Here is a 25,621-nt window from a genome sequence, read left to right as displayed (position 1 = left end):
CTTTCGATTCGACGGGGTGTTAGGCGGCGACCGTGGCTGCGGGCGCAGCCTCGGCGACGGCGGCGTCCTTGGTGCTGTGGCCGAGACCCTTGAGGGCCACGACGATCAGCGCCGTCACGACGGTACCCGCCACGATCGCGAGGGCAAAACCCCAGAACGGGGTGATCGCGAAGAAGACGAAGATGCCACCGTGCGGGGCGAACGACTGCACGCTCAGCAGCATGCTCAGGCCACCCGTGATCGCCCCACCCACCATCGAGGCGGGGATGACGCGCAGGGGGTCGGCCGCGGCGAACGGGATCGCCCCCTCGGAGATGAACGAGGCTCCGAGCAGCCAGGCGGCGGCACCGTTCTCACGTTCGACGGGGGTGAACTTGCCCCGGGCGAGCAGGGTCGAGGCGAGCGCCATCGCGAGCGGGGGAACCATGCCCGCCGCCATGACCGCGGCCATGATCAGGTAGGGCGCGGTGTTGGTCTGCGATGCGGCGGCGAGGCCGGTCGTGGCGAAGACGTACGCGACCTTGTTGACCGGGCCACCGAGGTCGAAGCACATCATGAGGCCGAGGATCACGCCGAGCACGATCGCGCCCGCGCTGCTGGCCGCGAGCGACGTGAGTCCATCGGTGAGCGCGGCCATGAGCGAGGCGATCGGGCGACCGAGGAAGAGGATCATCAGACCCGAGGCGAAGATCGAGCCGAGAAACGGAACGATCACGACCGGCATGAGACCGCGCAACCAGCGCGGGGCGTCGAAGCGCCCGAGCCACCAGGCGATGAATCCGGCCAGCAGACCGCCGATGATGCCGCCGATGAAGCCGGCGTTCATCAGCACCGCTACGGCACCGGCGACGAAGCCCGGAGCGATACCGGGACGGTCGGCGATCGCGTAGGCAATGAAGCCCGCGAGCACGGCGACGATGAAGCCCATCGAGGTGGCACCGATCATGAAGGCGACCGAGCCGAGGTACTGGCCGATCGGGCCGAACGACGACGTGATCCCCTCGGTCGGCAGATCCCAGAGCGAGTTCTGGATGATGATGTCCTTGGCGTCCTTGGTGACCTCGTAGCCACCGAGCAGGAAGCCGAGCGCGATGAGCAGACCGCCACCGGCGACGAACGGAATCATGTAGCTGACGCCGGTGAGCAGCCACCGCTGGATGCGACGGCCCACCGACTGTTGCGCGACCGGGGCGTCGGGAGCGGATGCCGAGGCGGCACCGCCCTGCACGCGTGCGGCGTTCGGGTTGTCGCTCGCGGCGAGGGCCTCGGCGATGAGCTGCTTCGGCTGCTCGATGCCGCGCTTGACACCCGCGCGGACGACGGGCTTGCCCGCGAAGCGCTGGGGCTCGCGCACGTCGACGTCGACCGCGAAGATCACGGCGTCGGCGTCGTCGATCACGCTCTGCGGGAGGGCCTTGTAGCCACTCGAGCCCTGCGGCTCGACGATGAGCTCCACGCCCTCGGTCTCGGCGCCGGCAGCGGTGAGCGCGTCGGCGGCCATGAAGGTGTGGGCGATGCCGGTCGCGCACGCGGTGACGGCGACGATCTTCTTGGTCTTGGTCGCCGTGGCGGTGCGTGCTTCCGCGCGGGTCGCGGCGGGGGCCTCGGCCGACGCCGGCGCGGGGGCCGGGTTCACGGCATCCGTGATGATCCGCACCGCGTCCGCGGGGCTCGAGGCCGAACGCAGGCCCGACATGAACTGGTCGTTCATGAGGCTGCGGGCCAGCTGCGACAGCACCGCGAGGTGCGCCTCGTCGGCCCCAGCTGGCGCGGCGATGAGGAAGACGATGTCGGCGGGCCCGTCGGGGGCGCCGAAGTCGACACCGGGGGTCAGGCGGGCGAACGCGAGAGTGGGCTCGGTGACCGAGGCGCTGCGCGCGTGCGGAATACCGATACCGCCGGGCAGGCCGGTCTCGTCCTTCTGCTCACGCGCCCAGGCGTCGTCGAACAGCTCTTGCGCGCTGGTCGCGCGACCCTGCGCGACGACGCGCTCGGCGAGGGCTCGGATCACCGACTGCTTGTCGGTGCCCAGGGGCACGTCGAGGCTGACGAGCTCCGGAGTGATGATGTCGGACATGGGCAGTGACCTCCGTGGTCAGGATGTTGCGATGGGGGTGGGGAAATCGGAAACGGTGATCGCCCCGGAGGGCAGATCGGCCGGGGTGGGGGCCTGCGTTCCCGGCAGGGTCGCGGCGGCGGCACCGTAGGCGATGCTGCGCGCGAGACGTTCGGGAGCGGCGGCTCCCTCGAGATCGGCGAGCAGATAGCCCGCGAGTGAGCTGTCGCCCGCGCCGACCGTGCTCGCGACCTGGATTCTGGGGGCTCGTCCGCGCCAGGCACCCTCGGACGAGAAGAGCAGAGCGCCGTCGGCGCCGAGGGTGACCAGAGCGGATGCCACGCGCCCGGGGACGAGAGCGCGTGCGCGACGCGCCGCCTCGGCGAGGACGTCGGCGTCGTCCGCGGCATCCTCACCGACGAGCTCGGCGAGTTCTTCGTGGTTGGGCTTGATGAGATCCGGCTGGGCGGTCTCGACGACGGCGGCCAGGGCGGCGCCGGAGGCGTCGACGGCGATCCGTGGAGCAGCGCTCCCCCACCGCTCTCGGACAGCCGCAATGAGATCGGCGTAGAACGTCGGCGGCACGCCCGGCGGCAGCGATCCGGCCAGGACGAGCCAGCTCGCGCCCTCTGCCGCGGCGACGACGCCCGCCACGAGCGCGCGGGCTTCCGCGGCGGAGAGCTCGGCCCCGGGGAGGTTGAGCTTGGTGGTCTCGCCCGCCGGGTCGGTGATGGTGAGGTTCGCTCGTGCGCGGCCCGCGACCTCGACGAGGTCGAGCGCGATGCCGGCGTCTTCGAGCAGAAGGCGGTAGGGGTCGTGGCCGTTCACCGGAACGACGGCCCGCGCCGGTGCGCCCGCCGCGGTGACGACGCGGGCGACGTTGACGCCCTTGCCCCCGGCGTCCTCGCGCGACGACAGTGCGCGCTGCACCTCGCCCGGCGCGAGCGGCTCCGCGAGGACGACGGCCCGATCGGCCGAGGGGTTGGCGGTCAGGGTGACGATCATGCGACGCGTACCTCCACATCGGCGTCCGCCAGGGCCTCGGAGAGGGCACCGGTCGGCGGGGTGTCGGTGACGAGGACGTCGATCTCGTCGAGACGAGCGAAGCTCACGAGTAGTTCCTCTCCGAATTTGGCCGCGTCGGCAAGGAGCACGATCCGACGCGCGGACTGGATGATGGCCGTCTTCACGGCGGCTTCTTCGGGATCCGGGGTGCTGAGACCGAACGTCGCACTCAGACCGTTGGTGCCGATGAAGGCGATGTCGGGCCGCAACTGCCCGATCGCGCGGACGGTGTGGGCACCGACGGCGGCGGCGGTCACGCCGCGCACGCGACCGCCGATGGTGGTGAGCGACAGACGCTCCTCACCGGCGAGGAGGTGCGCGGCTTCGAGCGAGTGCGTGACGACTTCGACTCCGGCGGAGACGGTGAGCGTGGCGGGCAGCGACGCAGCGACGGCGGCGGCCGTCGTGCCCGCGTCGACGAAGATCGAGCCTCGGAAGTCGGAACCCAGCAAAGCGGCCGCGCTCGCGGCGATCGCGCGCTTCGCGTCACCGTGACGCTCACGACGTTCGGTCAGCGTCGACTCGGCGGTGCTGGCGCGATCGATGCTCACGGCCCCGCCGTGGACGCGGCGGAGAGACCCGGTGGTCTCGAGGCGGTCGAGATCGCGACGGACGGTCTCCGTGGTCACATCGAAGCGACGGGCCAGGTCGACGACGCTGACACGTCCGACCTCGCGCAGTTCGCGCTCGATGAGCTGCTGGCGCTCCATTGCGTACACGGGATCTCCTTCGAGGATTCCCACACGATACAACACGAAGCCACACGTATCAACACATCTGACAGGGGAACGCAGAGCACGGTACGGACAGGAGGTTTCGCCCCCGGCGGCCCGACAATGGCACTCGGGTCTGCTGTCGGACGAGCCCGCCGAGTGTCAGGGGGCGACCACCGAGATGCGGAAGGCGATCTCTTTTCCGTCCGGTCCGCTGAGCGTCGCGTCGGTCGTTCCCGTCCCCCGCGCGATGAAGCCAGGATGGAACGTCGCGCCTTCGGAGGCCCCGCCGGCCGAGAACTCCGCGATGGTGCGATCCGCGGTCGTCCCGGTCCACTCCGCGTCCGTGCCGTCCGGCGCGGCGATGACCAGGGCCGTGCCGACGATGACCGACACGTCCCGTCCGTCGAGGTCACCGGGCGACACGACCGTCGGCGGCAGAGCCTGCGAGCTCGCGGACGGTTGGGGGTCCGCCGGTGCCACGGACGCACTCACGTCCGAATTCGGCGTCGGATCAGCCGCGGGCGCACATCCCGCCAAGAGGGCTCCGGTGATCACAGCTCCCGCGACCAAGAACGACGAACGCTTCACATCAGACCTCTTCCGTCGGGGCGATTCTCCACACTGCGCTCCCGGATGCTACCCCGGCCCCGTCGGAATCACCGCAGGCGACCCGTGCGCGGCCTCGGCTCTCGGATTCAATCCTCGGGCTGAATCTGCTCCGGGACGATCGACCACATATACCGCGCGCGCCGCAGTTCGCCCTCCTCGGAGCGACCGGCGCTCAGGGCCTCGAACTCGTCGAAGACCTCCATGACGCGGTCCTGGAGCCGGCCCACCTCGTCGGCGCTCAACAGCAGCTGCCCCGTCCGCAGGACCATGTAGGTGATGTCGGCATCCGGAGGGCGGACAGACCGCACCGCCAGCAGTTCCTCCATGCGCTGACGCATGGGGGTCAGGCGTGAATCGATTAGGACCATCCGCTGAACGGCATCCGACTCCGCACTCGCCACGAGCGAGTAGCTCGGCGCCGCGGGGAGCCAGGGCCGTTCGCGTCCGTCCGTCGACTCACCGCGCCGGATGAGTCCTGTGGATTCGGCCGCCCGGAGGTGGTAGCTCATCGCGCTCGGGCTGAGCCCGACGAGCTCGGCGAGTTCGGTGGCGGTCGCCGGACCCTGACGTCGATACAGCTCGTCGACCACGACCATGCGCAGAGGATTCGCCATGGCGCGGACCGCGCGAGGGTCGGAGATGACGAGCGTCTGATCGGACATGTCCCCCCAGTGTGCCGCCTCGGTGGGCGCCGCGCATCCCGAGAGATGCGCGACGCCCGCCGAGGCAGGACTCAGGAGCGTCGGCGGCGTCGCCACGCGATCGCCGATCCGGCGACCAGCGCGGCACCCGCACCGGCACCGAGCCACATGAGCGCGACGCCATCGACACCGGTCGAGGCGAGGCCGCCGCGCGAGGGCGGAGTCGTCGCCCCACCGTCGGGGGTGGATGCGGTCGGGCTCGGGACCGGGTCCGTCGGCGTGGGCGTGGGCTCAGGGACGACCGTCGGGGTGACGATCTCCGCGCGCGCATCGCCATCGCCGTGCAGGTGGAGGACGAGCACCTGAGGCGTCTCCTTCCCCGCCCGGTTCACCGCAACCGATCCCGCAGCGTCAGCGAACAACGTCGACCCGGAGTCCCCGAACGCCAGGGCGGGCGTGTAGGCGTCGATCGTGGCCGCAGCCGTCTGATCGACCAGCGCGCTCTGATAGCCACCGTCGAAAGCGGGGTTGTAGTACGACCGCGTCTGCGCGAGGTAGCGGATCGTCGTCTGCGTGGTGCCCGGCGTGTATCCGAGCGCCTTCAGCGAGGTCGACATCGTGAGAACGGTGTTGTCGAAGACATTCGTCCCCTGATCACCGAACACACCGTTGACCGGACGTTCCTCGATCGTGTCGCCCGTCACGGCATCGATCGTCATCGCCACCGGCACATCACCGGCGTCGCCGGGCTGCACCTGCACGATGAAGTCCGCACGGGTGTCACCGTTCACGTCGAGCTGCACCGACGGCCAGGTCAGGGGCGACATCCGCGCCCATTCGCCGTCCATCTGCAGACCGAAGGTGAGCACGCCCTGCGTCGGATCCGCGAGCAGCGGCGCTGTCGACGACGCTCCCACGGCGAGGATGTCAGCGCTCTCCAGCGTGCGCTGGGCTGATGTGTCGGGGAACGTGTCGTCCGGGTCGGTGGTGCCGAGGATCAGGGGCACCATCATCGAACGGTAGCGTTCGCGGCCCTCACCCTGGTCGAGCCCTCGACCCGCGACCGTCAGGGTGCCCGACGTGCCGTCGAATGCGATCCCCTCCGTGTGCGTCTCCGAATAGGGACGCGGCGCGGCGTACACCGCGAGGCGCACGGGGTAGGTTCCCGTGGGTCCGGTCGCCTCGATGACGCCCGAGGCGTCCGCGAGGTACTGGCGGGGCGCTCCCCCGGTCTCGGCCTGCATCGTCGGGTCGAGGGTGCGGCGCAGAGCGGCGGGGTCGTCGATGCGCAGGGTCAGCGTCACATCGACACGGCCTCCCGCCGGAACCGTGACCGTGGACGGGCTCACATCATAGGCCACGCCCGGGGTCTCGGTACGCGGGGAGTATCGCAGGTCGAGGGTGGTGGCATCCGTCCCGTCGTTGCCGACAGCGATGGTTCTCGTCTGCACGATCGGCTCGGTGCCGGCGTCGATCACGCCGAACGAGGCGCTGAGCAGGTCGCCGTTCTCGACCGAGCGGAGGGTGATGTCTCCCTCGACAGCGGCCAAGGCGTCGATTCGCCCCACGCCGACGCGAGCGGGGCCATAGGCGCGAGGATCGGCACCGGCGGTCACGATGTCGTGCGCCGCGGTGTTCATCACCTTCTGCTTGACCTGTTCCGCTGACCACTCGGGGTGGGCTTCGACGACCAGTGCGGCGACGCCCGCGGCGTGCGGTGCGGCCATCGACGTGCCGCTGAGCACCTCGAGACCCGTTCCCGAGCCGTTACCGGCCGAGATCACCGAGACGCCGGGGGCCGACACGTCGGGCTTGAGCACGTCGTCGATCGAGCCGTGGGTGCCACGCGAGGTGAAGGATGCCGCGGTGTCGACGCGCGACGAGTCGAACACCTCGATCGTGCGGCGGAGATCCGAGCGCAGCTCGATCATGAGCCGCCCCTCTTCCATCGCCGGGCGAAGAGCGTTGGTCGAGTCGCCCGTGAGCTGTGCGCCGGGAATGGCGGCGTTTCCCGCGATCCCGTTCTCGAACGAGTCCGCCTGGCCGGTGAGCACGACGCCGACCGCTCCCGCTTCATGCGCGTTGTCGAATCGCTTGGCGGAACCGCACGCCACATCCGCGTCGTCCCACTCGAGCCACACGATCTTGCCCGGTACTCGAGGGCGGTCGGCGGCGTCGAAAGGCTTGCATCCATCCGCATTGGCTTTCTCCGACAGGGCGACGACGTTCGCCGCGACCTCGAAGTCCCAGCCGAACTCCTGCGAGTACTGCACCTTGATCTTCTCGGGAGCGTTCTGCGCCGGGTCGCCGACGGTGGCCTTGGCCGCATCGGCGAGGCCGTGCCCGCTCGATGACGCGGCAACCGTGAGAGCACCCATCGTGGTGCCGGGGCTCCCTCCGACGTCGGTGACGTCGCCCGAGTTGCCCGCGGCCACCACGGGAAGGATGCCGGCGTCGACCAGCACCTGGAGCTTGGCGTTGTCGGGGTCGTCGATCGCGCCGTAGTTCGTGCCCAGCGAGAGGTTGACGACGTCGATCGAGGTTCCGGATGCCACCTTCTGAGCGATCCACTCCAGAGCGGCTCCGGTGAGAGCTGTGCTGCCACCGTTGTCGCCGAACACCTTCAGAGCGATGAGTCCTGCCTCCGGAGCGGAGCCCGGGCCGATCGAGAACGTCGACCGCACACTCTCCGCCGAGAGTGCCTCGTAATCGCCGCGGAACGTCTTCTGGTCCTTGTCGACGCCCAGGCCGACGGCGGTTCCCGCGACGTGCGTGCCATGGTTGCCTCCAGGCCCGTCGATCGGGTTGGCGTCGGGACGCGGGATCGGGTCGTACGAGGGCGTACCGTTGGCCCCGTTGTACGTCGGGCCGGCGAAGTCCCACCCACCGAGGTACTTGGCCGGGTCGAACCAGCCGGCGGCAGGCGCGTCGGTCGAGGCGAGCGCCTGCTTGTACGCCTCTTTCGTTCCCGGACCGCCGAAGTCGGCGTGGGTGTAGTCAACGCCGGTGTCCACCACGGCGACGGTCACGTCCTTGCCGGTGCGTCCCGCTTGCTGCCAGGCGTTGACCGCACGCGTCAAAGCGTCCGACGCGGAGTTCGACGGCGACGCATCGGTGGCGGCGGGCAGCTCGATCGACTGCGTGACGATGCGGGACACCTTCTCGACGTCCGACCGCTCGGCCAGCTTGCGCAGCGTGTCCGCATCCGCGTTGACCGCGATGCCCGGGACGGAGTACGTCGAGGTGTAGAGCACTTTGGCATCCGGATCGATCTGCTCGAGCGCCTCCGACACGCGATCGGCGACCGCGGCGTTGTCGGTGGCCGTATCGGCGGCGGCGGCCGACGCCGCGTCCTCCGACGCTCCTCGCGCCTGCCAGGCGCTGTGCACGCCGAGGGCGCTGTCGCCGCGCGTCTGGACGAACACGTCGACCGGTCCGTCCGCGGAGACCACGGAATCGGGCAGGGGCGTGCCCGTGCCCGGGCCTGCGGGGGCGAGAGCGATCTCATCGAGAGTGCCGGGGGCGGCACCGGCGGGCAGGGCGGCACCGAGCGACAGTGTGGTCGCGAGCAGGCCGGCCCCGACCAGAGCGCAGGCGCGCGAACGCGCCGAACGGGGAGTAATCATGAAGTTTCCTGAAGTCAGCGGGCGGGAACGGTCGGAACGGGAAGCGCCGGATTCGGCACGTGGTTCTCGATCGCATCGGGGATCGGGGTCGGCGACACACTTGGTGCCGGTGCGGGAGCAGGGCTCTCCGACGTGTCGGGAGTGGGCTGCGGCAGAGCGGGCGCTTCCTCGACGGGAGCAAGACGCGTCTCCGGAGCGACCGACGGGGTCGTCGACGTGGCGTCGGCGGTCACCTCGAGCGGCAGCTGCACGTTGTAGGCCGCGGCCCCGCCGCCGCCCTCCGCCCACACCGTGTACGTTCCGGGCGCGAGACGCTGCAGAGTGACGAGTTGGAGTGCGAGTCTTCCATCGTCGCCGACCGTGGCGTACGCGTCCGCGCCGACGAGCAGCGGTTGCCGCTCCCAGGCGCCGTTGCGAAGCGAGACACGGAAGCTCGTCCCCGGCGTGACGTCACGCCCGGAGAGGAAGACGCCCTTCGTCGAATCCGCGAGCGAACCGGCGGTCACGGAACCCGCCGACAGCGAGACCTCGGACGCAGGAGCATCCGGATTTCCGGTGACGCGGAAAGTGCCGATCGCGTAGTCGCCCGTCGTGGTCGACCGGGCGGTCACGGTGTACTCCCCCTCTGGTATTCCCTTGGGACTGGTGATCGCATTGCTGTGTCGACCTTCACCATTGGTGCGCGAGATGCCGAGCGATGCGGTGTACCCCCGCGAGGTGGTCAACAGCAGCTCGTACGTGTCGAAGGGGAGGAACCCCTCGAGGGCGAAGCGCATGCCGGGCTCGGCGACGAAGTCGGCGACAGAGATCTCGCTGCGTGCGGGCGTCACCTTCTTGTCGGGGGTGCGCGCGGCTCCCGCCGTCACCTGGAAGGTGGCGGAACCGCTGCGGTCGTCGGAGACGAAGCTCATGAGCCAGGTCCCCACCTGTGAGTTGACCGAGTTCATCTGCAGCTGGTAGGAGAAATCCCCGTTCTCGTCCGAGTGCAGGCCTTCGTTCTCACCCACCGCGAACATCGTGGTGTCCGGCATGCCGAGGTTGAAGAACATCTTCGTCATCGGTGCGAATCCGCTGGCGTGGATCGTGACAGGTTTGTCGAGGAACTCGTCCTGGCTGATCGTCGCCGGGTCGCTCGAGACCGTGATGACGTCTGTCGTCGCCGTGACGTCGAGCAGCGCCGAACCGGCCTCCCCGGCCGAGGAGCGGACTGTGATCTGAGCGAGGCCGGCTTCGGGCCGCGTGTTCTCGGGGTCGACATCGAGCGTCCGGACCCGCGTGACGAGCGTTCCGTTCTCGTCGGCGCGCACGGGAGCCCAGTGCTTCGTGACGCCGGATGAGAAGACGATGCCGATCTCGACATCGGCACCGGGGGTGAGACCGTGCGCGGTGACTTCCACCCCGCTCGCCCAGAGCCAGTACTGCTCGATGCTCGTCACGTCGAGGCTGACGGGGAGCACCGTGCTCGTCTCGGGTGCCGAAGCGACCAGGCGGCTCCCCTCGATCGACGCCGTGTCCTCCGATTCGGCGAGGACGAATGACCCGGCCCGGTCGAGATCGATGGCGGATGCCACGGCCCCGACGCTCGAGTCGGACAGGGTGGACGTGGCGGGGATGCCGCTCTGCGCGACGGCGACGGTGCCGGCGGTGCCACCGACGACGAGGACGGCGACGAGGGCCGCACCGGCGGCGATCCAGGGTTTCTTCATAGGTGCCTCAGGGGGTGTACGGATGATGTGCGTACAGTGAAGCACGATGTGAAGGAATTTTTCAGATATTTTTTGCTAGCGCCACAGACCGTCACATGATCGTCATGTTGCGGCGCTCGTAGCGATCACGTGGACGCGGTCTCTCCCCCGTCATCAGTAGAGGGTCCCTCGACTTCGAGGGGGATCGAGATCGACGAGAGATGCGCCTCCCCCACCCCGAGCAGGTCCGCTGGCGAGGCGCTCATCACCTCGTCCTCCGGAAGCATCTCCGCACGACTTCGAGGGCGCCGTGGCTCACCGGGCAGCCCCGCCCACTCGGTCGGTTCCTCCGGACGCTGCGCGAAAATTCCCATGACCCCATTGTGCTCGCGACGCATCGCGAGGGGATCGGCGGGATCAGCGTGCGAAGACGTACCGCAGAGAGATGCGCCCGCCCTCATCCACCGAGACCTCGGCAGTGACGGTCATCCGGTCGACGGGCGTCGCCGGCAGACGGAACGTCTGAGCGACACCCTCCTCGCGGCCCGCGTCGCCGACCTTCTGCTGCAGATCCCGCAGATCACTCTCCGACCATCCCCACTGAACCGCGCGCTGCTCCAGATCCGAGCGGATTGCGAGCCAGGTGGTGCTCGAGGCGGGAGTGACCGTCAGAGTGGTCAGCCTGTCTCGTTCCGTCGCGAGGGCGAACCAGGAGACCCCGGGGAACGAGACCGCTCCCCCGCTCCCGCGGACATCGAGGGTCAGCGGAACGAGCGTCTCGACCGGTGTGTCGCCGTTCGCGGGGAGACCGAGTTCACTCGCGGAGGCACCGTCGACGACATCGACGGTGGCGAGTCCCCGCCGGTTCAGGAAGTCGAGGCCGGCCTGATCGAACCGCGACTGCCCATCCGGGAGTTGCTGATCGGCGGAGGCGGTCGGAGCGTCTTCGACCCACCACGAGTTCGCCATGCCGTACGCCCCGAACGCCGCGACGGCGCAGACGACGAGCACGACACCGATCGTGATCCACGTCGACAGTCGCTCCCGACGGGCGCGACGCTCCGTCGGCGACGGGCGTCGCGGTGGAGAGGCGGTCGTGGTCATACATCCTGCCTATCACGATGACCGCGAGCACGCGAGGCCCTCGGAAAAAAGCAAAAGCCCCGGATCTCCGCGCATTTCGCGTTGACCGGGGCTTTTCGTCTTGCTGGGGTACCTGGACTCGAACCAAGAACAACGGAACCAGAAACCGCCGTGTTGCCAATTACACCATACCCCAAGGCGCTGAGCCGGAACTCGTGCCGAGGATCAAGCTTACGTGACGCGCGGCCCAGCGCCAAACCGGCGTCGGCCCGCGCGCGTCGCACTCCGCAATCCCGCCGGCGCGGAGTGCGCGCAGAATGCGAGAACCTCGCAGAATCCCACGGGGATTCTGCGAGGTTCTGAAAGTCTCGCGGGCGGGGCGAGAAGCGGCGGACGCTCAGCCGAGGTGACGGACGAGCGCGTCGAGGCGGCGCAGAGTCTCCGCCTTGCCGAGCAGTTCCATCGACTCGAAGAGAGGCGGCGAGACGCGGCGACCGGTCAGCGCCACGCGGGGAGGCCCATACGCGACGCGCGGCTTCAGCCCGAGCTCCTCGACGAGCGCCGTCGACAGCGCCTCCTGCACGGCCGCGGCGGTGAACTCCGTTTCCGGCACGAGCTCGAGGGCTCCGACCGATGCCACGAGCACCTCGGCCGCGTTGGCCGGCAGCACCTTCAGCGCATCCTCGGCGTACTCCACTTCGGAGACGAAGAGGAAGCCGAGCATGCCCGGCACCTCGCCGAGCAGCTGCACACGCTCTTGAACGAGGGGCGCGGCGGCGGCGATGATCGCCCGGTGCTCCGGCGACGGATCCTCGGCGATGAACCCGGCCCCCGCGAGGTAGGGCACGATCCGCGCGGCGAAGTCGTCGGCATCCAGCATCCGGATGTGGTCGCCGTTGATCGCCTCGGCCTTCTTCTGGTCGAAGCGCGCGGGGTTCGGGTTGACGTCGGCGATGTCGAAAGCCGCGATCATCTCGTCGAGCGAGAACACGTCGCGGTCGTGCGAGAGCGACCAGCCGAGCAGCGACAGGTAGTTGAGCAGGCCCTCGTGGATGAAGCCCTTCTCACGTTGCAGGAAGAGGTCGGCCTGCGGGTCGCGCTTCGACAGCTTCTTGTTGCCGGTCTCGCCCAGCACCAGCGGCATGTGGCCGAAGCGCGGGATGAACGTCGTGACGCCGGCATCCACCAGCGCCGAGTACAGCGCGAGCTGACGGGCGGTGGAGGGCATGAGGTCTTCGCCGCGGATGACGTGGGTGATCCCCATGAGGGCGTCGTCGACCGGGTTCACGAACGGATAGAGCGGCACTCCCCCGGCGCGCACGAGCACGAAGTCGGGGAACGAGCCCGCCGGGAACGTCACCTCGCCGCGGATCAGGTCGACGTAGGTGAGGTCATGGTCGGGCACGCGCAGACGCCACGCGGGCTGGCGTCCCTCGGCGCGGAACGCCGCCTTCTGCTCCTCGGTGAGGTCACGGTCGAAGTTGTCGTACCCGAGCTGCTTCGCGCGGCCGTTGGCCTCGTTGCGGGCGTCGATCTCCTCCGCCGTCGAGTAGCTCTCGTACACCGCGCCCGCCGCGACGAGCTTGTCGAGCACCTCGCGGTAGATCTCGTGACGCTGGGACTGCCGGTAGGGGGCGTGAGGACCGCCGACCTCGACGCCCTCGTCCCAATCGATGTTCATCCACCGCAGGGCATCGAGGAGCTGCTGGTAGCTCTCCTCGCTGTCGCGCGCGGCATCGGTGTCTTCGATACGGAAGACGAGCTTTCCACCGTTGTGCCGGGCGTAGGCCCAGTTGAACAGCACGGTGCGGATCAGACCGACGTGCGGCAGACCCGTCGGAGACGGGCAGAACCGGACGCGGACGTCGGCGCCGGAGGCGGTCGTGGTGCGGGGATCGGGAGAGGCAGACATCCCCTCGATCCTACCGGCGGCGTGGCTCACGGCCCCGAGGGCAAGGGATACTCGGCGAGCACCTCGGCGATGACGTCGAGCGCCACGCCGACCGCCGGCACGCGTTCCGCCCCACGGGCGGTCACCACGTGCAGCGTGCGGGCCTCGGCATCCGGTAGCCGGGGAGCGGCGATTCCTGCGAGCAGAGGGAAGGATGCCACGGCCATGCGCGGCAGAATCGCGACCCCCACGCCCTGTGCGACGAGGTTCTCGACCGCGATGTAGTTGTCGGTCTCGAAGGCGATGTCGGGGACAAAGCCCGCTCGCGCACAGGCTTCGAGCAGGTGCCCGCGACACTGGGGGCACCCCGCGATCCACCGCTCGCCCGAGAGACGCGAGAGGTCGATGGGGCCGGCGGCAGCCGGGTGGTCGACGGGCAGGACGAGCACCGTGTCGTCTCCGCCGACTGCGCGCACCGAGAGGCCGTTGGCGGCGAGGTCGAGCTCTCGACGATCCCCCGGATAGCTGTAGGTGAGGGCGATGTCGGCGCGATCCTCGCGCACAGCGACGATCGCTTCGGGCGGCTCGGCTTCGACGAAGCTGATCGACACGCCGGGGCGACGCGCGGTCACCGACGCGATGACGCGGGGAACGACGGTCGATGAGGCGGACGGGAACGCGGCGATGCGCACGCGCCCGGCCCGCAGGCCACGCAGCTCGGCGAGATCGCCGGCGGCGGCCTCGAGCGCCGTCGTCACCACGGCGGCGTGCCGGGCGAGGACACGGCCGGCCTCCGTCAGGCGCACACCGCGCCCGACGCGCTCGACGATGGGCGTGCCCGCGCGCCGCTCGAGCCGTCGCAGTTGTTGGCTCACCGCCGGCTGGCTGTAGCCCAGCGCATGGGCGGCCGCGGTGATCGAGCCCGTATCGGCGATGGCCTTCACCACGCGGAGCGAGTGCGCGTCGAGGTCGTCGTCCTGGTCGGTCATCATCACACATAAGCAGAATGCATGTTTCTCATGCAATACCTGCTCTAGTGCAATGTCGCGCCCCGCGGGAACCTGGATCCATGAGCAGCCTCGCCTCCCGCTTCGCCGGCGGCCGCGACTATCTCGCCGCCTGCACCGTCGGTCTCCCGTCGCGCGCCACCGTGCGCGCCGTGCGCGCGGACCTCGACGCCGCGGCATCCGGTCGCCCCGATGTCGCCGCCGCATCGCGCGCGGTCGAGGATGCGCGCGCCGCGTACGCGCGCCTCGTGCGCGCCCCCGTGAGCGACATCGCGATCGCCTCGCAGACCTCGGTGATGGTGTCCCTCATCGCCGCGTCGCTGCCGGCCGGCGCCGAGGTCCTGTGCCCCGAGGGCGACTTCGCCTCGCTCGTCGCCCCCTTCGCGCACGCGGGCCGAGGTATTCGTCTGCGCACGGTGCCGCTCGACGATCTCGCCGACGCCGTGCGAGCCGAGACCGCCCTGGTGGCGTTCTCCCTCGTGCAGTCGGCGACGGGAGAAGTCGCGGATGCCGCCGGGATCGTCGCTGCGGCCGCCCGCGTCGGGGCGCGCACGCTGTGCGATCTCACGCAGGCCGCGGGCTGGCATCCGGTCGACGCCACCCTCTTCGACGCGACAGTCTGTCACGCGTACAAGTGGCTCTGCTGCCCGCGTGGCGTGGGCTTCCTCACCGTGCGGCCCGACTTTGCACGGTCGCTCCGGCCTGTGCAGGCGGGCTGGTACTCGGGAGACGATCCGTGGGCGTCGTGCTACGGAACCGGCGGCACCCTCGCGCCGGACGCGCGCCGGTTCGACGTCTCGCCCGCCTGGCAGGCCTTCGTCGGGGCCGCTCCCGCGATCGAGATGTTCGCCGACGCCGACATCACGGAGGTCTACGCCCACACGACGGGGTTGGCGGCGCGATTCCGCGAAGGACTCCGACTCCCCCAGCCTGCACGCCCCTCGGCGATCGTCACGTGGCCGGATGCCGACGGCGAAGCCCTCTCGCGGCTGTCAGCTCGCGGCATCACGGCGTCGGGACGCGCGGGCCGCGCGCGCGTCGCGTTCCACGTCTTCAACGACGACGGCGACGTGGACCGCGCGCTCCGCGCGCTGGGGACCACCGCCGTGCCCGCCGCCCGGCCGGTAGCTCTCAGCTACTCGATCTGATCGGCCGACGCGCGCGCGGCCGCGGCCCGGGTGCGTGCGGAACTCCTGACTTTCTGGGCTCGCCGCGTGGTTCTCGACGGCCGCGCGGTGCACGGCCCCGATTTCTCAGGAGTTTCGTACGCGCACGCCGGTAGGTGAGCGGGCTCTCGTGCGCGCCGGGGGCACGTCGCCCCGACGCTCACGACACGCGCGCTCGGACGACCAACGCACCCACGCACACGAGCGCGACCGGCACGAAGGCCCACAGGGCGAGACCCCCGTATCCGACGAGCCCGAGGATCACGCCCGCGAGGACCGATCCGACGGCGGCGCAGGCGGTCATGAGGGTGTCGCTGCGCCCTTGTCGTCGCGGGCGCAGAGAGAGCGGGGTCGCCTCGGTCAGCAACGCGGACCCCGCCACCGTCGCCGCACTCCAGCCGAGGCCGAGCAGAACGAGAGAAATCAGCACCCCGCCCTGAGAGGCCGCGAAGAGCGATGCGATGACCAGCGACGCCGCGAGCAGCGCCTGACCGAGCAGAATCACGGCGAGACGGCCGACGCGGTCGGCGAGGACGCCGAACACCGGGGACAGGCCGTACATGCCGAACACATGCAGCGCGATCGTGACGCCGACGGCGAGCGTGACGGCATCCGGAGCGACGATGTGCGACAGGTGCACAGGAGTCATCGCCATCACCGACGCCATGGTGACGTGCGAGGCGGCGACCGCAAGCATTGCGAAGCGAGCGAGACCGGGACGATCGACCTCGGCGGCCGCGACCACGGAAGCCGCCTTCTCACGGTCGAGGCGCTGCGCGAGCAAAAGGGGGTCGGGCCGCAGAACGAGCAGGTACAGAGCGAAAGCGCACACCTGCGCGGCGAACGAGAAGAGATAGGCGCCCGTCAGCCGCGGCATCCCGATGCTCGCCCCGACGAGCTCACCGGGTGCGAGGAGCAGAGGACCCACCACGCCTCCGACGGTGGTCGCCCAGACCACCGTCGCGAGGTCGCGACCGCGACGAGCGGTCGTCGCGAGGTCGGTCGCGGCGAAACGCGATTGGAGCGTGCCGGCGTTCCCCGCCCCGATGAGCGCGATGCCCACCAGCAGCAGGGGGAAGGTGCGGGTGGCGGCCGCCGCGATGACGACGATGATCCCGCTGAGTGCCGCGAGGTTCCCCGTCGTCAGCGCGAATCGCCGGCCGCGACGGGCAGCCAGTCGGGCGAGCGGAATGGCGGTCAAGGCAGCGCCGAGGGTGACCGCGGCGGTCGCGAAGCCCGACAGCGCCTCCTGGCCCGACAGATCGGCCGCGAGGAGAGCTCCGAGCGACAGGGTGGCCCCGAAAGCCACTCCGGTGAGCACCTGCCCCGCCGCCAGGACCCGCACCGTACGGCGCTGGGTGGCGGCGAGGTCGATGCCCACCGGCGCGGTCGCGTCAGGCATCGCGCGCGGTGTTGCGCAGAACCCCGATACCGCTGACCTCGACCTCGACGGCATCACCGGCGACGAAGGGACCGACGCCGGCGGGGGTGCCGGTGAGGATCAGGTCGCCGGGCAGGAGCGTGAAGACCGCGGATGCGTACGCGACCAGGGCGCCGACGCCGTGGATCATGTCGGACACCGGGCCCTGCTGACGGACCTCTCCGTTGACGCGCGTGGTGATCGCGGCGGTCTCGAGGTCGAGCTCGGTCTCGATGACGGGTCCGACGGGGCAGAACGTGTCGAACCCCTTCGCGCGCGACCACTGCCCGTCACTGCGCTGAAGGTCTCGAGCGGTGACGTCGTTGGCCACGGTGTAACCGAAGATGTAGTCGCTCGCCTTTTCGGCGGGGACGTTCTTGGCGATACGGCCGATGACGACGGCGAGCTCGCCCTCGTAGTCGGTGTGCGAGCTCAGACTCGTAGGCCGAACGATCACGTCCCCCGGGCCGATCACCGAGGTGTTGGGCTTGAGGAACATCAGGGGCTCGGCCGGCGCCTCGCCGCCCATCTCGGCGGCGTGGTCGTGGTAGTTCTTGCCGATGCAGACCACCTTCGACCGCGGGATGACCGGCGCGAGAAGCGCGACATCGGACAGGGGCACGCGCTCCCCCGTCGTGTCGAATCCCGCGAACATCGGGTCTCCGGCGAGGACCACGAGCTCGCCGTCGTCGACGATCCCGTAGCGAATGGCATCCTGGTGGCTGAATCGAGCGATCTTCACCGCTTCAGCCTATCCGCGGGGTCGGACATGGCATCCGTCTCCCGACCCGCGCGGAGCGCGCGAGACCGGGTCGAGCGAAACCGCATCAGCGCGCCCAGGATTCCGCACCCATAAACGCGATCCACGCGCAGAAACACGTGCACACCGCGTTTCCGTGAGCGGATCGCGTTTATGGACGGGGGCGGGCTGCGCCGCATCACCGATGCCGACACCGACGAACCCGCTTCCGACCCAACCGAAAGCCGCACCCATCGCACCCATAAACGCGATCCACGCGCAGAAACACGTGCACACCGCGTTTGCGTGAGCGGATCGCGTTTATGGCGGACGATGCCCGGCGGAGACGACGGAGGGGCCCCCGGCATCCGGGAACCCCTCCGATGGACTCAGCGATTACGCGTCGAGGCGGTACAGCCAGCCGTGCTTGTCTGCGGCGCGGCCGTACTGGATGTTCGTCAGCTCTTCGCGCAGTTCGAGAGCCAGGGTGCCCGTGGGCTGCTCGTCGATGAAGTCGCGGCCCTTGAGCATGCCGATCGGGGTGACGACCGCGGCCGTGCCGCACGCGAACACCTCGACGATGTCTCCGGATGCCACACCCTGGCGCCACTCGTCGAGCGAGACGTTGCGTCCCTCGACGTGGTGTCCACGGTCGCGAGCGAGCTGCAGCAGCGAGTCGCGCGTGATGCCCTCGAGGATCGAGTCGGACTGCGGGGTGACGATCGTGCCGTCCTTGTAGACGAACACGACGTTCATGCCGCCGAGCTCTTCGACGTTGCGGTCCTGGTCGAGGAAGACGACCTGGTCGCACTCGTTCTCGTACGCCTCGGACTGGGGCAGGAGGCTGGCGGCGTAGTTGCCACCGGTCTTCGCCGCACCGGTACCGCCCTTGCCGGCGCGCGAGTAGTCCTCGCTGAGCCAGATCGAGACCGGCTTCACGCCGCCCTTGAAGTACGCACCCGCGGGGCTGGCGATGAGGTAGTACGCGACCTTGTGCGCGGGGCGCACGCCGAGGAACGCCTCCTTCGCGAACATGAACGGCCGCAGGTAGAGGCTCTGATCCTCGCCCGACGGCACCCACGCGCCGTCGACGGCGATCAGCTCGCGCAGCGACTGCAGGAAGTACGGCACGGGCAGCTCGGGCAGCGCCAGGCGGCGGGCCGAGCGCTGCAGACGACGACCGTTCTGGTCGGGGCGGAAGGTGTGCACGGATCCGTCGGCGTGACGGTAGGCCTTGATGCCCTCGAAGATCTCCTGTCCGTAGTGCAGGACAGCTGCGGCCGGGTCGAGCGAGATCGGCCCGTAGGGCGAGACGCGCGGGCGGTGCCAGCCGCCGCGGACCGACCAGCAGATGTCGACCATGTGGTCGGTGAAGCTCTGCCCGAACCCGGGGTTGGCGAGGATCGCGTCGCGATCCGCCGCGCTCTTCGCCGCGAGGTTGCGGGTGACGGCGAACTCGAGCGGGTCGAGTCCGGTGTCGGGGTCAGTGTCGATGGTGGTCATTCGTGATCCAAAACTGTTCGATGCGCGGGGGCGATGCGGGCCGATCGGTCCAGGTTACGCCTGGACGCGTTCGACGATGGCGTCGCCGATCTGAGCGGTGCTGCGGGCGCCGTCGCGGCTCGCGATGTCGTCCTCGACCGCGCGGGTGACGCGGGCGGCTTCGTCGGTGAGCCCGAGGTGATCGAGCAGGAGGGCGACGGAGAGGATCGCGGCCGTGGGGTCGGCCTTCTGGGTGCCCGCGATGTCGGGCGCCGATCCGTGGACGGGCTCGAACATCGAGGGGAACGCGCCGTCGGGGTTGATGTTGCCCGAAGCGGCGAGGCCGATGCCTCCGGTGACGGCGCCGGCCAAGTCGGTCAGGATGTCGCCGAAAAGGTTGTCGGTGACGATCACGTCGAAGCGGCCCGGGTTCGTGACCAGGAAGATCGTTGCCGCGTCGACGTGCAGGTAGTCTACGTCGACCCCGGGGTACTCGGATGCCACGGCATCCACGATCCGCTTCCACATGCCGCCGGCGTGCACGAGCACGTTCGTCTTGTGCACGAGCGTGAGCTTATGGCGACGACGTTCCGCGAGGGCGAACGCGTATCGGACGACTCGCTCGACACCGAAAGCGGTGTTCACCGACGTCTCGTTGGCGACCTCGTGCGGAGTGCCGCGACGGATCGCACCGCCGTTGCCGACGTACGGGCCCTCGGTGCCCTCGCGCACGACCACGAAGTCGATGTCTCCCGGGTCGGCGAGCGGACCGCCCGCACCGGGGTACAGCTTCGACGGACGCAGGTTCACGTAGTGGTCGAGCTCGAACCGAAGCTTCAGCAGAAGGCCCCGCTCGATGTTCGCGTCTTTCAGGCGCGGGTCGCCGGGGACTCCCCCGACGGCGCCGAGCAGGATCGCATCCTGCGCTGCGATGGCCGCGAGGTCGTCATCGGTGAGCGTGTCGCCCGTCTCGAGGTAGCGACCCGCCCCGAGGGAGAAGTGCGTCTTCTCGAAGACGACTTCGGATTCGGCGGTGACCGCGTCGAGGACCTTCACGGCCTCCGCAACGACCTCGGGACCGATGCCGTCACCGGGGATGACGGCCAGCTTCACGACACGCGACATCGCTCTCCTCAGAGCTCGGGGCACGTCACTTCGTCGACGTGCCGCGGGTTCCTCCCAGGGTAGTGGCAGCGATCACACCCGCGACGACGATGAGGCCCGCCCCGATCAGAGCCGTGATGACCACACCCGAGTCGAACGCGTGTGCCGCGGCGGTCCGCAGAGCCTCGGCCAGGGTGGCGTCGTCGAGGATGTGCGAGACGGCGACAGCCCCGGCGAGGGTTTCTCGGGCGGCTGAGGCCGCGGCATCGGGCAGCCCCGCTGGCAGGACCAGCTGAGCGCGGTAGAACGCCGCCAGGATGCCGCCGAGCACAGCCGTTCCGAGCACCGCGCCCACCTCGTACGCCGTCTCGGAGACGGCGCTCGCGGCACCCGCCTTCGCGGAGGGCGCGCTCGACAGGATCAGCTCGTTCGACACCGTTTCAGCCGCACCGATACCGACGCCCAGCAGACCGAATGCCACGACGAGCTGAACGAGGTCGGCGGTCGAGAGCGCGACCATCACGTAGGCGACCGCCGAGAAGCCGAGCGCGATCGGCACGACGACGCGCGGTGCGAAACGCGCCGCGATGGGCACGACCGCGAGGCCGGACACGATCATGAGGGCGAGCCCCGGGAGCAGGGCGAAGCCCGCGACCATCGGCGTCAGCCCGACGACGAGCTGCAGATGCTGGGCGACGAAGTACAGGAACCCGACGAGACCGACCACGCTCAGCAGGTTCACGAGGATCGCGCCCGAGAACGTGCCGCGCTGGAACAGCGTCATGTCGAGCATCGGCGCGGACAGGCGCCGCTGACGCCGCACGAACAACCAGCCGAAGACGACGCCGATGACGAAGAGCAGGGGCGCGAGTGACACCGGGCCGTCGACGGCGAGCTTCTTGATGCCATAGACGATCGGCACCATGGTCGCGAGCGACAGGAGGACGCTGATCGGGTCGAAGCGGCCAGGCGCGGGGTCGCGACTCTCGGGCACGAAGATCGGGGCGAGGATGAGCAGAGGCACGAGCACCGGTACCGCCATGAGGAATACCGAGCCCCACGAGAAGTGCTCGAGCAGGAAGCCGCCGACGATCGGACCGAGCGCAGCGCCGGCCGAGAAGCCCGAGGCCCAGATCGCGATCGCGAAGCGACGCTGATCACGGTCGCGGAAGATGCTCCGCAGCAGGGACAGCGTGGAGGGCATGAGCATCGCGCCGAACACGCCCATCAACGCGCGGCCCGCGATGAGAGCAGCCGCCGTCGGGGCGAAGGCGGACAGCGCCGACACGGCTGCGAAACCCGTCGCGCCGATCAGCAGCATGCGCTTGCGGCCGAAGCGGTCGCCGAGGGTGCCCATCGTGACGAGGAGACCAGCCAGAACCAACGGGTAGACGTCGATGATCCAGAGCTGCTCGATGCTCGACGGCTGCAGGTCGAGTGCGATCTCGGGGAGAGCGAAGCTCAACACCGTGTTGTCGACCGAGACCAGGAGCACGGGCAGCATGAGCACCGCCAGCGCGAACCAGCCACGCCACCCGGCGCGGGTCACGGCGATGTCTTGCGTGGGCAACGACGAGGTGAGCATTCTTCAAATCCGTTTCTAAACCGTCCAGCCGGTATAGTAACAGACGAGAAGCATCCGCCGCCAGTACGATCGAGGAGTCATGAGCCGCCCCCCACTCGCCCGCGAAGCCGTCCTCGACGCGTTCACGCGCATCCTCGTCGACGAGGGAGAGCGCGCGGCGACCGTCGATGCCACCGCGCGATCGGCCGGTGTCTCCAAGGGCGGTCTCCTCTACCACTTCAGCTCCAAGAGCGCCCTCGAAGCGGCGCTCGTGGAGCGCCTCGAGAAGCTCGCGCGCGAAGACGTGGAAGAGATCGAGAGGTCCACGGAGGGCGCCGTCGCCGCGCACATCCGCTCATCGCAGAACACCGGCTCCGCGCTCGACGTGACGATCCTCGCGGTATCCCGCCTCGCGCAGAACGGCAACGACGCCGCCACCGCATCACTCCGACGCGTGCGCGAGCTCTGGGAAGATAGCCTGCGGGGCCACACCCGCGACGAGACCGCACTGCAGATCGTGCTGCTCGTCAGCGACGGCCTCTACTTCAACGCCGTTCTCGACCTCAACGCCGTCCCGAGCCCGCGGGTCGAGGGTGCTGACCTCGACAAGCTCATCGCCGCGGTCGTCGCGGCGACCACCTGAACGACGGGTGACCGGCGCATCCATCCAGGATGCGGCCAGCGAGCCGCGCGCCGAAGAGGCCACCGTCCTGACCCCTCGCGGGCTGCTCGCATCGTCGCCCAGGCCGTCACGCCATGAACACCCCGTACAGAACCATCCCGGAAACGACGAAGGGGGCCGCTCCCGCGACCCCCTCCCCCGAACGCTGTCGCGTCAGTCTTCGGACGATGTCGATCTGCCGGAACAGGTCGGCGCCGACGGCCTCGCGCATGGCGCCGAGGATCTCGTCGGGCACGGGCGAATCGACGGTGAGGACCGAGAGCGCACGGCCCGTAGCATCCGGAGCCGCCACCTGGAGACCGGCGATGTTGATGCCCGCCTCGCCCAGCTTCTGGCCGTAGATCGCGACGATGCCGGGGCGGTCGGCGTAGCGCATCACGAGGTGGTGCTTCTCGATCGGCACCTCGATGTCGTAGCCGTTGATGGCGACGACCTTCGGCACCATGCGGGTTCCGGCGAGCGTACCCGCAACCGTCAGGGTCGAGCCGTCGGCGAGCGTGCCGCGCAGGATCGTGATGTTGCGGTACAGCGGGCTCTCGGCTTCGACGACGAGCCGCGCCTCGACCCCGCGCTGTTCGGCGAAGAGCGGCGCGTTGACGTACGACACGCTCTCGCTGACGATCCGGCTGAAGTATCCCTTCAGCGCGGCGAGGCGGTAGACGCTCACGTCGTAGGCGGCGAGCTCGCCGCGCACCTCGATGTCGAGGCTGGTGAGGGCGCTGTCGGCGAGGCCGCTGAAGAACTGGCCGAGCATCTCGACGAGCGCGATACCGGGACGCACGAACGGGTCGATCGCGCCGCCGGCGACGTTCACGGCATCCGGAACGAGGTCGCCCTCGAGGGCGAGCTTCACGGAGCGGGCGACGGAGACACCCGCCTTCTCCTGCGCTTCCTCGGTGCTGGCGCCGAGGTGCGGGGTGACCACGACGTTCGGCAGGTCGAGGAGCTTGCGCGCCGGGCCGCCCTCGGCGGGAGGCTCGGTCGAGAACACGTCGAGGCCGGCACCGGCGATCTCGCCGGCGGTGAGGGCGTCGAACAGCGCCTCCTCGTCGATGAGGCCACCTCGCGCGACGTTGATGACGTACGCCGTCTTCTTCATGCGGCGCAGCTGCTCGGCGCCGATCATTCCCGTCGTCTCGGGCGTCTTGGGCATGTGGATGGTGACGAAGTCGCTCTGCTCGAGGAGCTCGTCGAGCGAAACGAGCTGCACACCGAGCTGCTGAGCACGAGCCGCGGTGACGTAGGGGTCGTACGCGATCACGCGCATGTCGAACGCCTGCAACCGGGCGGCGATCAGCGCACCGATGCGTCCGAGACCGATGATGCCGATCGTCTTCTCGAACAGCTCGGTACCGGTGAACAAGCTGCGCTTCCACAGGCCCTGCGCGAGCGAGGAGTGGGCAGCCGGGATGCGGCGGGCGAGAGACAGCACGTGCCCGACGGTGAGCTCGGCGGCCGAGATGATGTTGGAGGTCGGCGCATTGACGACCATGACTCCGGCCGCGGTGGCCGACTTGATGTCGACGTTGTCGAGGCCGACACCGGCACGGGCGACGACCTTGAGCGACGGCGCTGCGGCGAGAGCCTCGGCGTCGATCTGGGTGGCCGAGCGCACGAGCACCGCGTGCGCGTCGGCGAGGGCCGAGAGCAGCGCGGGGCGGTCGGTCCCGTCGACGTTGCGCACGTCGAAGTCGGGGCCGAGCGCGTCGATCGTGGCGGGAGAGAGTTCTTCGGCGATGAGCACGACGGGCTTCGTCACGGATGCGTCCTTCGAAACGGTGCTGGGGGTCTGACGCGCACCGTCGCGCACCGCCGGCGCGAACCGGGCGCGCGACCCGTGCGGGCCGTCTGCCAGCCTAGCGCGGAGGCGCACGGATGCCGGACCGTGTGACGCCGGAGGGTCGCCTACGACGACGTGCGCGGAGCCGCGCTTACGACCCGTACAACCCGTACGACGTCGTCCCGTACCCCACGATCGCGAGCCAGAAGGCCGCCGACAGCGTCAGGCCGGCCAGCAGCACGAGGGCGAACTCCCCCGCCTTCCGCCGCGCGCCGATCGCGAAAGCGACGCCGAACGCGATGAGCGGGAAGACGATCGGCAGGCAGTAGACGAACCAGCCGAGGCCGTTGAGACCCAGCGGCCCGTTGACCTGCAGGATGAGCAGGGCCACCGAACTCCACACGACGTACGCGTAGAACAGTCCGAAGATTCCCGCGATCGTGACGACGAGCCACGTCGGCAGGTGACGGGTGCGGGCGACGGCGCTCATGCGAGAGATCCCATCGACAGGAACGGCCACGGCACGAGCAGGACGATGCCCAGGATCAGCAGCGGGAATCGCTGCCACGTGCGCCACGACCGCGTGAGCACGAGGACCGTCACGAACCACACGATCGGGGCGAGGGTGGCCCCGATCGTCATCGCGACGACGGTCACATCCGGGATGGGGATGCCGAGGCTCTGGAGCTGGCGTCCCGAAAGCAGCCAGCCGAGCGCGAAGAGCAGGAACGTCGCCGCCACCATGCCGATGCCCACGAGGCCGACGTTTCCGAGCGGCGCGGAATGCGCGGCATCCGGAGTCGCGTCCGAAGGGGAATCGACGGATGCCGCGGCCTCGGGCGCGCGCGGCGCCTCGCGTGTCGGCGGCGCATCCGAAACAGGGGGCTGAGGCACGAGCGGTTCCGGTCCCGCGACCGGCTCCCCCACCGGGTCGGGCGTGCGCTTGTCGCCGACGTCGAGAGTCGGATCGTCGTCACCGCCCCACGAGAGGGCGTCGTCATCGCGCGGTGTGCTCACGATCCCACGGTAGCGGCGCTCCCCCGCGACCGGGCCACGCCCCGCCGGGCGCCGCGTCCATGGCATCCGGGGCCAGAACACCCGATGCAACGGCGAACGCCCCGGAACCGTAAGCGCGGGTTCTAACGGTGGTCGCAACACCCCAGATTTTGGGAGGTTGCGACCACCGTGTCGTTTTCGGAGGAGAAGGATCGTCGTCGGGATGAGTTCCTGACGCTGTTGAAGGAACTCGGCAGTGTGACGTTGGCTGCGCGAGAGCTCGGGATGAATCGGAATACGGGTTTCACC

At 69.6% G+C, this 25,621-nt stretch carries 20 protein-coding genes and 1 tRNA gene; 2 read left to right on the top strand and 19 right to left on the bottom strand.

Features of this window, described 5'->3' with window-relative positions:
- Window positions 1-19: 19 nt before the first annotated feature.
- The 11 genes from QE388_RS14545 to QE388_RS14495 form a co-directional block, all read right to left on the bottom strand.
- Window positions 20-2,077: a fructose-specific PTS transporter subunit EIIC gene (locus tag QE388_RS14545; protein WP_307386012.1), complete on the bottom strand. Its 2,058-nt coding sequence runs from the start codon at window positions 2,075-2,077 to the stop codon at window positions 20-22.
- Between the two features lie 18 nt (window positions 2,078-2,095).
- Window positions 2,096-3,061 carry a 1-phosphofructokinase family hexose kinase gene (locus QE388_RS14540; RefSeq protein WP_307386010.1) on the bottom strand — a complete coding sequence of 322 codons (966 nt, stop codon included), beginning with the start codon at window positions 3,059-3,061 and terminating at the stop codon, window positions 2,096-2,098.
- Complete coding sequence (locus QE388_RS14535; protein WP_307386008.1) at window positions 3,058-3,840, bottom strand: DeoR/GlpR family DNA-binding transcription regulator; 783 nt, start codon at window positions 3,838-3,840, stop codon at window positions 3,058-3,060. The genes QE388_RS14540 and QE388_RS14535 overlap by 4 nt, the downstream gene beginning before the upstream one ends.
- A gap of 156 nt (window positions 3,841-3,996) precedes the next feature.
- Complete coding sequence (locus tag QE388_RS14530; RefSeq protein WP_275799308.1) at window positions 3,997-4,329, bottom strand: hypothetical protein; 333 nt, start codon at window positions 4,327-4,329, stop codon at window positions 3,997-3,999.
- A gap of 203 nt (window positions 4,330-4,532) precedes the next feature.
- On the bottom strand, window positions 4,533-5,108 hold the full coding sequence (locus tag QE388_RS14525) for a helix-turn-helix transcriptional regulator (protein WP_275799306.1): 576 nt from the start codon (window positions 5,106-5,108) through the stop codon (window positions 4,533-4,535).
- Between the two features lie 71 nt (window positions 5,109-5,179).
- The gene (locus tag QE388_RS14520) at window positions 5,180-8,713 is read right to left on the bottom strand and encodes a S8 family serine peptidase (protein ID WP_307386005.1); all 3,534 of its coding nucleotides are present in this window, start codon (window positions 8,711-8,713) and stop codon (window positions 5,180-5,182) included.
- 14 nt (window positions 8,714-8,727) lie between these two features.
- Window positions 8,728-10,419, bottom strand: a complete 1,692-nt coding sequence (locus QE388_RS14515) for a hypothetical protein (RefSeq protein WP_307386004.1) — start codon at window positions 10,417-10,419, stop codon at window positions 8,728-8,730.
- Window positions 10,420-10,815: 396 nt separating this feature from the next.
- A complete protein-coding gene (locus QE388_RS14510; protein ID WP_307386003.1) occupies window positions 10,816-11,502 on the bottom strand; it encodes a hypothetical protein in 687 nt (228 codons plus the stop codon).
- Window positions 11,503-11,605: 103 nt separating this feature from the next.
- A tRNA-Gln gene (locus tag QE388_RS14505) sits at window positions 11,606-11,677 on the bottom strand.
- A gap of 201 nt (window positions 11,678-11,878) precedes the next feature.
- On the bottom strand, window positions 11,879-13,393 hold the full coding sequence (gltX, locus tag QE388_RS14500) for a glutamate--tRNA ligase (RefSeq protein ID WP_307386002.1): 1,515 nt from the start codon (window positions 13,391-13,393) through the stop codon (window positions 11,879-11,881).
- 26 nt (window positions 13,394-13,419) lie between these two features.
- Complete coding sequence (locus QE388_RS14495) at window positions 13,420-14,361, bottom strand: LysR family transcriptional regulator (RefSeq protein ID WP_307386001.1); 942 nt, start codon at window positions 14,359-14,361, stop codon at window positions 13,420-13,422.
- An 80-nt stretch (window positions 14,362-14,441) separates the two neighbouring features.
- Here QE388_RS14495 and QE388_RS14490 point away from each other — a divergent pair, with 80 nt between their 5' ends.
- Window positions 14,442-15,527, top strand: coding sequence for an aminotransferase class V-fold PLP-dependent enzyme (locus tag QE388_RS14490; protein WP_307386000.1), 1,086 nt, complete (start codon window positions 14,442-14,444; stop codon window positions 15,525-15,527).
- A 178-nt stretch (window positions 15,528-15,705) separates the two neighbouring features.
- On the opposite strand, the gene QE388_RS14485 is transcribed toward QE388_RS14490, so the two are convergent.
- The 5 genes from QE388_RS14485 to QE388_RS14465 form a co-directional block, all read right to left on the bottom strand.
- Complete coding sequence (locus tag QE388_RS14485) at window positions 15,706-16,947, bottom strand: MFS transporter (protein WP_307385997.1); 1,242 nt, start codon at window positions 16,945-16,947, stop codon at window positions 15,706-15,708.
- Entirely contained in the window at window positions 16,940-17,707 is a 768-nt protein-coding gene (locus QE388_RS14480; protein ID WP_307385995.1) for a fumarylacetoacetate hydrolase family protein, read from the bottom strand. Before QE388_RS14480 ends, QE388_RS14485 begins: the two co-directional genes overlap by 8 nt.
- Before the next feature lie 393 nt (window positions 17,708-18,100).
- On the bottom strand, window positions 18,101-19,207 hold the full coding sequence (locus QE388_RS14475) for a branched-chain amino acid aminotransferase (RefSeq protein WP_275796716.1): 1,107 nt from the start codon (window positions 19,205-19,207) through the stop codon (window positions 18,101-18,103).
- A 54-nt stretch (window positions 19,208-19,261) separates the two neighbouring features.
- Window positions 19,262-20,311, bottom strand: a complete 1,050-nt coding sequence (locus tag QE388_RS14470) for a 3-isopropylmalate dehydrogenase (RefSeq protein WP_058614250.1) — start codon at window positions 20,309-20,311, stop codon at window positions 19,262-19,264.
- 25 nt (window positions 20,312-20,336) lie between these two features.
- Window positions 20,337-21,875 carry an MFS transporter gene (locus QE388_RS14465; protein WP_307385992.1) on the bottom strand — a complete coding sequence of 513 codons (1,539 nt, stop codon included), beginning with the start codon at window positions 21,873-21,875 and terminating at the stop codon, window positions 20,337-20,339.
- Between the two features lie 79 nt (window positions 21,876-21,954).
- Here QE388_RS14465 and QE388_RS14460 point away from each other — a divergent pair, with 79 nt between their 5' ends.
- On the top strand, window positions 21,955-22,497 hold the full coding sequence (locus tag QE388_RS14460; protein ID WP_307385990.1) for a TetR/AcrR family transcriptional regulator: 543 nt from the start codon (window positions 21,955-21,957) through the stop codon (window positions 22,495-22,497).
- Between the two features lie 106 nt (window positions 22,498-22,603).
- Here the strand turns inward: QE388_RS14460 and serA are convergent, their stop codons facing one another.
- The 3 genes from serA to QE388_RS14445 form a co-directional block, all read right to left on the bottom strand.
- Window positions 22,604-24,295, bottom strand: a complete 1,692-nt coding sequence (serA, locus tag QE388_RS14455; RefSeq protein WP_307385988.1) for a phosphoglycerate dehydrogenase — start codon at window positions 24,293-24,295, stop codon at window positions 22,604-22,606.
- A 172-nt stretch (window positions 24,296-24,467) separates the two neighbouring features.
- Window positions 24,468-24,806 (bottom strand): hypothetical protein, encoded by a 339-nt coding sequence (locus QE388_RS14450; RefSeq protein WP_058595896.1) that lies wholly within the window; start codon window positions 24,804-24,806, stop codon window positions 24,468-24,470.
- Window positions 24,803-25,333: a DNA polymerase III subunit gamma/tau gene (locus tag QE388_RS14445; protein ID WP_307385985.1), complete on the bottom strand. Its 531-nt coding sequence runs from the start codon at window positions 25,331-25,333 to the stop codon at window positions 24,803-24,805. The genes QE388_RS14450 and QE388_RS14445 overlap by 4 nt, the downstream gene beginning before the upstream one ends.
- Window positions 25,334-25,621 lie beyond the last annotated feature (288 nt).

Source organism: Microbacterium sp. SORGH_AS_0969 (genome assembly GCF_030818255.1).
Taxonomy (GTDB): domain Bacteria; phylum Actinomycetota; class Actinomycetes; order Actinomycetales; family Microbacteriaceae; genus Microbacterium.
This window is presented reverse-complemented; position numbering and strand designations above follow the sequence as displayed.

Excerpts from the sequence above, each read along its gene's own strand:
- QE388_RS14495 (WP_307386001.1), bottom strand. The coding sequence starts at position 14,361 with ATGACCGACCAGGACGACGACCTCGACGCGCACTCGCTCCGCGTGGTG.
- QE388_RS14515 (WP_307386004.1), bottom strand. The coding sequence starts at position 10,419 with ATGAAGAAACCCTGGATCGCCGCCGGTGCGGCCCTCGTCGCCGTCCTC.
- QE388_RS14465 (WP_307385992.1), bottom strand. The coding sequence starts at position 21,875 with ATGCTCACCTCGTCGTTGCCCACGCAAGACATCGCCGTGACCCGCGCC.
- QE388_RS14540 (WP_307386010.1), bottom strand. The coding sequence starts at position 3,061 with ATGATCGTCACCCTGACCGCCAACCCCTCGGCCGATCGGGCCGTCGTC.
- QE388_RS14450 (WP_058595896.1), bottom strand. The coding sequence starts at position 24,806 with ATGAGCGCCGTCGCCCGCACCCGTCACCTGCCGACGTGGCTCGTCGTC.
- gltX (WP_307386002.1), bottom strand. The coding sequence starts at position 13,393 with ATGTCTGCCTCTCCCGATCCCCGCACCACGACCGCCTCCGGCGCCGAC.
- QE388_RS14525 (WP_275799306.1), bottom strand. The coding sequence starts at position 5,108 with ATGTCCGATCAGACGCTCGTCATCTCCGACCCTCGCGCGGTCCGCGCC.
- QE388_RS14485 (WP_307385997.1), bottom strand. The coding sequence starts at position 16,947 with ATGCCTGACGCGACCGCGCCGGTGGGCATCGACCTCGCCGCCACCCAG.
- QE388_RS14470 (WP_058614250.1), bottom strand. The coding sequence starts at position 20,311 with ATGTCGCGTGTCGTGAAGCTGGCCGTCATCCCCGGTGACGGCATCGGT.
- QE388_RS14490 (WP_307386000.1), top strand. The coding sequence starts at position 14,442 with ATGAGCAGCCTCGCCTCCCGCTTCGCCGGCGGCCGCGACTATCTCGCC.
- QE388_RS14510 (WP_307386003.1), bottom strand. The coding sequence starts at position 11,502 with ATGACCACGACCGCCTCTCCACCGCGACGCCCGTCGCCGACGGAGCGT.
- QE388_RS14460 (WP_307385990.1), top strand. The coding sequence starts at position 21,955 with ATGAGCCGCCCCCCACTCGCCCGCGAAGCCGTCCTCGACGCGTTCACG.
- QE388_RS14475 (WP_275796716.1), bottom strand. The coding sequence starts at position 19,207 with ATGACCACCATCGACACTGACCCCGACACCGGACTCGACCCGCTCGAG.
- QE388_RS14545 (WP_307386012.1), bottom strand. The coding sequence starts at position 2,077 with ATGTCCGACATCATCACTCCGGAGCTCGTCAGCCTCGACGTGCCCCTG.
- QE388_RS14520 (WP_307386005.1), bottom strand. The coding sequence starts at position 8,713 with ATGATTACTCCCCGTTCGGCGCGTTCGCGCGCCTGCGCTCTGGTCGGG.